Raw genomic sequence first — 11,196 nt, 5'->3', positions numbered from 1 at the left:
ATCAGCCTGACGGATGTGAACGAAGCACCGGTCGGTGCCGTCACCGATGTGGACGTCGCAGCCAACACCGTGCCCGAGAACGCGGCCACCGGAACTGCGGTGGGCATCACGGCCCAGGCGCTCGATCCCGACGGCACGGCCACGGTCACCTACAGCCTGTCGAACAGCGCCGGCGGCCGCTTCACCATCGACGCCAGCACGGGCGTGGTGACCGTCGCGGACGGCAGTCTGCTCGACTACGAGACGGCCACCAGCCACCAGATCACGGTGCTCGCGACATCCTCGGATGGCTCGACTTCCAGCGCCAACTTCACGATCAACCTGAGCGATGTGAACGAGGTACCGGTCGGCGCCGTCAGCGACGTGGACCCCGCCGCCAACGCCGTGGCCGAGAACGCGGCCAACGGCACCGTCGTGGGCATCACGGCCCAGGCCCTGGACCCCGACGGCACGGCCACCGTCACGTACAGCCTCACGGACAACGCGGGTGGCCGCTTCACCATCGACGCCACCACAGGGGTGATCACCGTCGCCAATGGCAGCCTGCTCGACTACGAAACAGCGTCCAGCCACCAGATCACGGTGCTGGCCACGTCCTCGGACGGCTCGACCGCCAGCGCCAACTTCACGATCAATCTGACGGACGTGAACGAGGCGCCCGTGGGTGCGGTGACCGACGTGGACCCCGCCACCAACACCGTGGCCGAGAACGCCGCCAATGGCACGGTCGTCGGCATCACGGCCCAGGCGCTCGATCCCGACGGCACGGCCACGGTCACGTACAGCCTGTCGAACAATGCGGGTGGCCGCTTCACCATCGACGCGAACACCGGTGTGGTGACCGTGGCCGATGGATCGCTGCTGAACTACGAAGCTGCGGCCAGCCACCAGATCACGGTGGTGGCCACGTCTTCCGACGGCTCGACCTCGAGCGCCAACTTCACGATCAACCTGACGGACGTGAACGAAGCGCCGGTGGGTGCCGTGACCGACGTGGACCCCGCCGCCAACACCGTGCCCGAGAACGCGGCCAATGGCACGGTCGTGGGAATCACGGCCCAGGCGCTCGACCCCGACGGCACGGCCACCGTCACGTACAGCCTCTCGAACAGCGCCGGCGGCCGCTTCAGCATCGATGCCAGCACCGGCGTGGTGACCGTGGCCGATGGATCGCTGCTGGACTACGAGGCTGCGGCCAGCCACCAGATCACGGTGGTGGCCACCTCGTCCGACGGTTCCACCGCCAGCGCCAACTTCACGATCAACCTGAGCGATGTGAACGAAGCGCCCGTGGGCGCCGTGACCGATGCGGACCCCGCCGCCAACCAGGTTCCCGAGAACGCCGCCAACGGCACCGCCGTGGGCATCACGGCCCAGGCCCTGGACCCCGACGGCACGGCCACGGTCACGTACAGCCTCACGGACAACGCGGGTGGCCGCTTCACCATTGACGCCAACACCGGCGTCGTCACCGTGGCGAATGCCAGCCTGCTGGACTACGAGACGGCTTCCAGCCACCAGATCACGGTGTTGGCCACCTCCTCCGATGGCTCGACCTCCAGCGCCAATTTCACGATCAGCCTCACGGACGTGAACGAGGCACCCGTAGGCGCCGTCACCGATGTCGATGCGGCCGCCAACACCGTGCCCGAAAATGCCGCCAACGGGACCGTCGTGGGCATCACGGCCCAGGCGCTCGACCCCGACGGCACGGCCACCGTCACGTACAGCCTGTCGAACAGCGCCGGTGGGCGCTTCACCATCGACGCCAACACGGGCGTCGTCACCATCGCGGACGGCAGCCTGCTCGATTACGAGACGGCTTCCAGCCACCAGATCACGGTGCTGGCCACGTCTTCCGACGGCTCGACCTCGAGCGCCAACTTCACGATCGCCCTGACCGACGTGAACGAAGCGCCCGTGGGCGCCGTCACCGATGTCGATGCGGCCGCCAACACCGTGCTTGAGAACGCCGCCAACGGCACGGTGGTGGGCATCACGGCCCAGGCGCTCGATCCGGACGGCACGGCCACCGTGAGTTACAGCCTCACGGATAACGCCGTTGGCCGCTTCACCATCGACGCGAACACCGGTGTGGTGACGGTCGCGAACGGCAGCCTGCTCGACTACGAGACGGCCAGCAGCCACCAGATCACGGTGCTGGCCACGTCTTCCGACGGCTCGACCTCGAGCGCCAACTTCACCATCGCGCTCGGTGACGCGAACGAAGCGCCCGTGGGCGCTGTGACCGATGTGGACGCCGCCGCCGACACCGTGGCCGAGAACGCGGCCAACGGCACGGTCGTGGGCATCACTGCCCAGGCCCTGGATCCGGACGGCACGGCCACGGTCACGTACAGCCTTTCGAACAACGCGGGCGGCCGCTTCACCATCGACGCGAACACCGGTGTGGTGACCGTGGCCGATGGATCGCTGCTGAACTACGAAGCTGCGACCAGCCACCAGATCACGGTGCTGGCCACGTCTTCGGACGGTTCGACTTCCAGCGCCAACTTCACGATCAGCCTCACGGATGTGAACGAGACACCGATCGGCGCCGTGACCGACGCGAACCCCGCCGCCAACACCGTGGCCGAGAACGCCGCCAACGGCACCGTCGTGGGCATCACGGCCCAGGCCATCGATCCCGACGGCACGGCCAGCGTGAGCTACAGCCTCACCGACAACGCCGGTGGCCGCTTCACCATCGACGCGAACACCGGCGTGGTGACCGTCGCCGATGGCAGCCTGCTCGACTACGAGACGGCCAGCAGCCACCAGATCACGGTGCTGGCCACCTCGTCCGATGGTTCCACCTCCAGCGCCAACTTCACGATCAACCTCAGCGATGTGAACGAGGCACCGGTCGGCACCGTCAGCGACGTGGACCCCGCCGCCAACACCGTGGCCGAGAACGCCGCCAACGGCACCGTGGTGGGTATCACGGCCCAGGCCCTGGACCCCGACGGTACGGCCAGCGTGAGCTACAGCCTCACGGACAACGCCGGCGGCCGCTTCACCATCGACACCACCACCGGCGTGGTGACTGTCGCGAATGGCAGCCTGCTCGACTACGAGACGGCCACCAGCCACCAGATCACGGTGCTGGCCACCTCTTCCGACGGCTCGACCTCGAGCGCCAGCTTCACGATCAACCTGAGCGACGTGAACGAAGCGCCCGTGGGCGCGGTGACCGACGTGGACCCTGCCGCGAACGCGGTGGCCGAGAACGCGGCCACTGGCACGCTCGTGGGGGTCACGGCCCAGGCCGTCGACCCCGACGGCACGGGCACGGTCACGTACAGCCTGGCCAACAACGCCGGTGGCCGCTTCAGCATCGACGCCAGCACCGGCGTGGTGACCGTGGCCGATGGATCGCTGCTGGACTACGAGGCCGCCAGCAGCCACCAGATCATGGTGCTGGCCACCTCGTCCGATGGTTCCACCGCCAGCGCCAACTTCACGATCAATCTGACGGACGTGAACGAGGCGCCCGTGGGTGCGGTGACTGATGTCGATGCAGCCGCCAACGCCGTGCTCGAGAACGCGGCCAACGGCACGGTCGTCGGCATCACCGCCCAGGCCTTGGATCCGGACGGCACGGCCACGGTCACCTACAGCCTGTCGAACAACGCCGGCGGCCGCTTCACCATCGACGCGAGCACTGGTGTGGTGACCGTGGCCAATGGCAGCCTGCTCGACTACGAGGTCGCCACCAGCCGCCAGATCACGGTGGTGGCCACCTCCTCCGATGGCTCGACCTCCAGCGCCAACTTCACGATCAGCCTGACGGATGTGAACGAAGCACCGGTCGGTGCCGTCACCGATGTGGACGTCGCGGCCAACACCGTGGCCGAGAACGCCGCCAACGGTACGGCCGTGGGCATCACGGCACAGGCCATCGACCCGGACGGCACGGCCACCGTCACGTACAGCCTGTCGAACAACGCCGGTGGGCGCTTCACCATCGACGCGAGCACTGGTGTGGTGACCGTGGCCAATGGCAGCCTGCTGGACTACGAGACGGCTTCCAGCCACCAGATCACCGTGCTGGCCACCTCTTCCGATGGCTCCACCGCCAGCGCCAATTTCACGATCAACCTGACGGATGCGAACGAAGCGCCCGTCGGTGCGGTGACCGACGTGGACGCTGCCGCCAACACCGTGGCCGAGAACGCGGCCAACGGCACGGCTGTGGGCATCACGGCCCAGGCCGCGGACCCGGACGGCACGGCCACGGTCACGTACAGCCTCACGGACAACGCCGGTGGCCGCTTCGCCATCGATGCGACCACGGGCGTCGTCACCGTGGCCAATGGCAGTCTGCTCGATTACGAGACGGCCACCAGCCACCAGATCACGGTGCTCGCGACGTCCTCGGACGGTTCCACCTCGAGCGCGAACTTCACCATCAACCTGACGGACGTGAACGAAGCGCCCGTGGGCGCCGTGACCGACGTGGACCCTGCCGCCAACACCGTGTCCGAGAACGCGGCCAATGGCACGGTCGTGGGCATCACGACTCAGGCGTTCGATCCCGACGGCACGGCCACGGTCACCTACAGCCTGTCGAACAGCGCCGGCGGCCGCTTCACCATCGACACCAACACGGGCGTGGTGACTGTCGCGGACGGCAGTCTGCTCGACTACGAGACGGCCACCAGCCACCAGATCACGGTGCTCGCGACGTCCTCGGACGGTTCCACCTCGAGCGCGAACTTCACCATCAACCTGACGGACGTGAACGAGGCGCCCGTGGGTGCGGTGACCGACGTGGACCCCGCCACCAACACCGTGGCCGAGAACGCCGCAAATGGCACGGTCGTCGGCGTCACGGCCCAGGCTCTGGACCCAGACGGCACGGCCACGGTCACCTACAGCCTGTCGAACAACGCGGGCGGCCGCTTCACCATCGACGCCAGCACTGGTGTGGTGACCGTGGCCAATGGCAGCCTGCTCGACTACGAGACGGCTTCCAGCCACCAGATCACGGTGCTGGCCACCTCCTCCGATGGCTCGACCGCCAGCGCCAACTTCACGATCAACCTGACGGATGTGAACGAAGCGCCCGTCGGTGCGGTGACCGACGTGGACGCTGCCGCCAACACCGTGGCCGAGAACGCCGCCAACGGCACGGCCGTGGGCATCACGGCCCAAGCCACGGACCCAGACAGCACGGCCACGGTCACGTACAGCCTGTCGAACGACGCGGGCGGCCGCTTCACCATCGACGCGAACACCGGCGTGGTGACCGTCGCGAACGGCAGCCTGCTCGACTACGAAACCGCGACGAGCCACCAGATCACGGTGCTGGCCACCTCATCGGACGGCTCGACCTCCAGTGCCGACTTCACCATCGCGCTCGGCGATGTGAACGAAGCGCCCGTGGGCGCCGTGGCCGATGTGGACGCCGCCGCCAACACCGTTGCCGAGAACGCGGCCACCGGCACGGTCGTGGGCATCACGGCCCAGGCGCTCGACCCCGACGGCACGGCCACCGTCACGTACAGCCTCACCGACAACGCAGGCGGCCGCTTCACCATCGACGCCAACACGGGCGTCGTCACCGTCGCCGACGGTAGCCTGCTCGACTACGAAACCGCGACGAGCCACCAGATCACGGTGCTGGCCACCTCGTCCGACGGCTCGACCTCCAGCGTCAACTTCACGATCAGCCTGAGCGATGTGAACGAGGCGCCTGTCGGCGCCGTCACGGACGCCGACGCCGCGGCCAACACCGTTCCCGAGAACGCCGCCAACGGCACCGCCGTGGGCATCACGGCCCAGGCCACCGACCCGGACGGCACGGCCACGGTCACCTACAGCCTGTCGAACAACGCGGGTGGCCGCTTCAGCATCGACGCCAGCACCGGTGTGGTGACCGTGGCCGATGCATCGCTTCTCGACTACGAAAGCGCCACCAGCCACCAGATCACGGTGCTGGCCACCTCCTCCGATGGCTCGACCGCCAGCGCCACCTTCACGGTCAGCCTCACGGATGTGAACGAGGCACCGGTCGGTTCTGTCACCGACGTGGACCCTGCGGCCAACACCGTGCCCGAGAACGCGGTCAATGGCACGGTGGTGGGCATCACGGCCCAGGCGCTCGACCCCGACGGCGCGGCCACTGTCACGTACAGCCTGACCGACAACGCCGGCGGGCGTTTCACCATCGACGCGACCACCGGCGTGGTGACCGTCGCCGATGGCAGCCTGCTCGACTACGAGACGGCCACCAGCCACCAGATCACGGTGCTGGCCACGTCCTCGGACGGCTCGACATCCAGCATGGGCTTCACGGTCCAGTTGGGCGATGCGAACGAGGCACCGGTCGGCGCGCTCACGGACGTGGACGCCGCGGCCAACCAGGTGGCCGAGAACGCCGCCAACGGCACGGCCGTCGGCATCACGGCCCAGGCCGTCGACCCCGATGGCACGGCCACGGTCACGTACAGCCTCACGGACAACGCCGGCGGCCGCTTCACCATCGATGCGACCACGGGCGTCGTCACCGTGGCCAATGGCAGCCTGCTCGATTACGAGACGGCATCCAGCCACCAGATCACCGTGCGCGCCACTTCGTCGGACGGCTCCACGTCCAGCACCAACTTCACGGTCCACCTGGCGGACCTGAACGAGGCCCCGGTGGGGCCCGTCGTGGACATGGATCCCGCCGCCAACCAAGTGCCCGAGAACGCCGCCACCGGCACGCCGGTGGGCATCACGGCCCAGGCGCTGGATCCTGACGGCACGGCCACGGTCAGCTACACGCTCAGCGACGACGCCGGCGGGCGCTTCACCATCGATCCCGCCACCGGCGTGGTCACGGTGGCCGATGGCAGCCTGCTGGACTACGAAGGCCAGGCGCAGTACCAGATCACGGTGTTGGCCACCTCCTCGGACGGTTCCACCTCCAGCCTGAACTTCACGGTCCAACTCGCAGACGTGAACGAAGGCCCGGTGGGGGCCATCAGCGACATCGACCCCGCCCCCGACACCGTGCCCGAGAACGCCGCCACCGGCACGCCGGTCGGCATCACCGTCCTGGCCGTGGACCCGGACGGCACGGCCACGGTGCACTACAGCCTCAGCGACGATGCAGGCGGCCGCTTCGCCATCGACGCCGTGACCGGCGTGGTCACGGTGGCCGACGGCAGCCTGCTCGACTACGAGAGCGCCACCAGCCACCAGATCACGGTGCTGGCCACGTCGTCCGACGGCTCGACCGCCAGCGCCAGCTTCACGGTCGCGCTGAGCAACGTGAACGAGGCCGTGATCTCCCCCGTGGTCGACACCGACCCGGCGCCCAACCGCCTGCCCGAGAACGCGAGCACCGGCACGCCCGTGGGCATCACCGCCTTCGCGCGCGACCCCGATGCCGGCTCCACCGTGAGCTACACGCTGGTCGACGACGCCGGCGGGCGCTTCGCCATCGACGCCGCCACGGGCGTGGTCACCGTGGCCGACGGCAGCCTGCTGGACTACGAGAGCGCCGCCACGCACGGCATCGTGGTGCGCGCCACGAGTTCGGACGGCTCCACCACCGACACGGCCTTCACCATCGCCCTGACCGACGTCAACGAGTTCGCCGTGGGCCCGGCCGTGGACACCGATCCCGCGCCCAACCGCGTGGACGACAACGCCGCCACCGGGGCGACCGTGGGCATCACCATCGCGGCGGTGGATGCCGACGGCAGCAACAACACCGTGCACTACAGCCTCAGCGACGATGCCGACGGCCGTTTTGCCATCGACCCCGTCACCGGCGTAGTGACCGTGGCCGACGGCACGCGGCTGCAGGACGCCGATGGCTTCACGATCAAGGTGCTGGCGACCTCGTCCGACGGCAGCAGCAGCGAGACGGCGTTCAACGTGGCGGTCCGCAGCACGAACGTCCAGGCCCCGGTGATCACGAGCCCGGCCAGCGTGGCCGTGCCCGAGAACAGCGCCGACGTGCTGCAGGTGCGCGCCAGCGATGCCGACTCGCCGGCCAGTGCGCTGGTCTACAGCATCGTCGGCGGCGCCGACGCGGCGCGCTTCACCATCGACGCGCGGACCGGCGCGCTGCGCTTCACCGCCGCGCCCGATTTCGAGCTCCCGGCCGATGCCAACGGCGACAACCTCTACGACGTGCGCGTGCGCGTGAGCGACGGCCGGCAGTCCAGCGAGCAGCAGCTGGCGGTGCAGGTCACGCCCGTCAACGACAACGCGCCGCGCTTCACCACACCGGGCGGCGTGGTCGAGGTGCCCGAGAACAGCACCGAGGTGGTGCGCGTGCAGGCCGGGGACGCCGACCTGCCGGCCGAGGCGCTGCGCTACAGCATCGTGGGCGGTGCCGACGCGGCGCGCTTCACCATCGACCCCCAGACCGGCATGCTGCGCTTCGTCCAGGCGCCGGACCGCGAGGCCCCGGGCGATGCCGACGGCGACAACGACTACGCCGTGGTCGTCGGCGTCAGCGACGGCCTGCACAGCGCCTCGCTGGCCCTGACGGTGCGCGTGCGCGACGTGGTCGACGGCGGCGGGCTGCCGGGCGGCACGGTGCAGGTCAGCGTGCCCGAGCAGCAGACGGCCGTGACCACGGTGCCGGCCACCGGCACGGACGGCCAACCCCTGCAGTACGTGCTGGCCGGCGGCGCCGATGCGGCGCTGTTCACCATCGACGCGGCCACTGGCCGGCTCGCCTTCCGCGCCCCGCCGCTGTTCCTGGCGCCGCGCGATGCCGATGGCGACAACCTCTACGAGGTGCTGGTGCGCGTCAGCGACGGCGAACGCACGGGCGACTACCGGGTGCTGGTCACGGTCACGGGCAACCCGGTCGTGCAACCGAACCCGGTGCCGACCGCGCCCGTAGCGGGCACCACGCCGCCGGTGGCGGTGCCCGTGCCGCCGGGCCTGCCGGCCGCCGGTGTCGGCCCGGGACTCGGCAGCGAGCCCGCCGCCGGCGAGAACGGCGCCACGGAGGAAGGCGGCCTGCAGTTCGCGGGCGGCGCCGAGGCCGTGCACGTCGACCACGTGCCCGGCACCCGGCCCGCGCCCGCCGTGCTGTTGACGCCGGCCACGCAGCAGCCGCTGCCGGCCGATCTGCTGCTGCGGGTGCAATGGCGCCAGTCCGACTACCACGCCACCTGGGGCGACATCGACCTGCCCGAGCTGCTGCTGCCTGACCTGCTGCGCAGCCAGCCTGGCGATGCCAGCGCCCAGACCGGCCGCCGCCCCTGGCCCGACGCGCTGCCGGTGGTCGCCGACACCACCGAGGATGCCCGCGGCGACGCGCTGCAGGCCAGCGCGGCGCTGGACCAGGCCCTGGCCGGCGGCATCGCCATCGGCCTCGGCGCGGCCTTCTGGGCCAGCCGCGGCAGCGCCCTGCTGGCCAGCCTGCTGGCGATGTCGCCGGCCTGGACCAGCATGGACCCCCTGCCCGTGCTGAACCGGCGCCAGCGCGGGCCGCGCGACCCACGCGCGCAGCAGCCCTTCGGTGATGCCAAGGACGACAATGCGAGCGGGACCGAATCCGAAGAAGACCGGCGCAAGGACGACGAAGCCGTGGCGGAGGACAAGCAGTGAATTCGATGGGATGGTGGCGCCAGCTGTTCACGCCCGCCGTGCGCGTCGCGCTCGGATTGGTGTCGCTCATGGTCACGCTGGTGCTGATCGCCGAGATGTTCACGGGCTACCCGAGCGACCGCGGCGAGCTGGTGCGCAACCACCACGCGCTGGTGACCCGCGCCGTGGCCCAGGAGGTGGCCAGGACGCTGAGCACGGACACCCGCGACCTCGCGCCGCTGCAGCGCGTGCTGGCCGACGCCCGCGCGCACGAGCCACGGCTGCTGTCCGCCCGCGTGCTCGACAACCAGAGCCAGGTGCTGGGCCAGGTCGGCAACCACGAGCAGGGCTGGCACCTGGAGACCGGCAGCAGTTCCACGCTGGACAACATCCGCATCCCGCTGCTGGTGGGCAACCAGCGCTGGGGCGAGGCCCAGTTCGTCATGCAGCCGCTGTATCCGACCACGCTGGCCGGCTGGCTGCGCGAGCCGCTGGTGCACTGGCTGGCCTTCATCGCCGTGGTCGGCCTGCTGGTCTACTCGCTGTACCTGCGCCGCGTGCTGCGCCATCTGGACCCGAACGCCGCCGTGCCCGAACGCGTGCGCACGGCCTTCGACACGCTGACCGAGGGCGTGCTCGTGCTGGACACCGTGGGCCGCGTGATGCTGGCCAACAAGGCCTTCACGCGCGTCGATGGCGAGGATGCCAAGGCCCTGACCGGCCGCGATGCCGCCGAGCTGCGCTGGCTCGTGGACAGCCTGCCGGCCGAGCGGCGCAGCCCCCCGCCCTGGCGCCAGGCCGTGCAGGACAAGGCACCCGTGCTGGGCGTGCCGTTGCACGTGGTGCGCGCGCACCAGCCCACGCTGCGCCTGGTGCTCAACTGCTCGCCCATCAGCGACAACGGCCGCGTGCGCGGCTGCCTGGCGAGCTTTGCCGATGTCACGGAACTGCAGGAACGCACCGAGAAACTGCGCGTGGCGCTGGAGGACCTCAGCGCCTCGCAAAAGGAGATCGAGCGCAAGAACGAGGAGCTCACGCTGCTGGCCACGCGCGACGCGTTGACCGGCATCTTCAACCGCCGCTCGCTGATGGAGCAGGCCGACCAGCGCTTCGCCGAGGCGCGCGCGCAAGGCCGGCCGCTGTCCTGCATCATGTGCGACATCGACCACTTCAAGTCCGTCAACGACAAGTACGGCCACGGCGGCGGCGACCAGGTCATCCAGGGTGCTGCGCGGGCGCTGAGCCGCGGGCTGCGCATCGAGGATTTCGTCGGCCGCTACGGCGGCGAGGAGTTCTGCGTGATGCTGCCCGGCAGCACGCTGGCGCAGGCGCGCGAGGTGGCCGAGCGGCTGCGCGAAGACATCGCGGCCACGCTGGGCGCGGCATTGCGCGAGCACCCGGGCGTGCGCGTGACCATGAGCTTCGGTGTCGGCGAACTGGAACCCGGCATGGCCGACCCCGCCGCACTGATCGACCTGGCCGACCAGGCGCTGTACCACTCCAAGAAAAACGGCCGCAACCGCGTGACCGCGTGGCGCACCGAGGACACCGAGACGGCAGGAGCAGCTGCATGACCGACACCACGACCGCCCAGACCCGGCCCACCGTGCTGGTGGTGGACGACACGCCGGACAACCTGTCGCTCATGAG

2 protein-coding genes are annotated in these 11,196 nt (G+C 69.8%); both read left to right on the top strand.

The window, feature by feature from the left end; all coding sequences use genetic code 11:
- Window positions 1-15: 15 nt before the first annotated feature.
- Window positions 16-9,567, top strand: a complete 9,552-nt coding sequence (locus IE209_RS32985) for a cadherin domain-containing protein (protein ID WP_229883178.1) — start codon at window positions 16-18, stop codon at window positions 9,565-9,567.
- A gap of 5 nt (window positions 9,568-9,572) precedes the next feature.
- Window positions 9,573-11,120 carry a GGDEF domain-containing protein gene (locus IE209_RS32980; RefSeq protein WP_229883179.1) on the top strand — a complete coding sequence of 516 codons (1,548 nt, stop codon included), beginning with the start codon at window positions 9,573-9,575 and terminating at the stop codon, window positions 11,118-11,120.
- Window positions 11,121-11,196 lie beyond the last annotated feature (76 nt).

It is taken from the genome of Pseudorhodoferax aquiterrae (assembly GCF_014652235.1).
GTDB lineage: Bacteria > Pseudomonadota > Gammaproteobacteria > Burkholderiales > Burkholderiaceae_C > Pseudorhodoferax > Pseudorhodoferax aquiterrae.
This window is presented reverse-complemented; position numbering and strand designations above follow the sequence as displayed.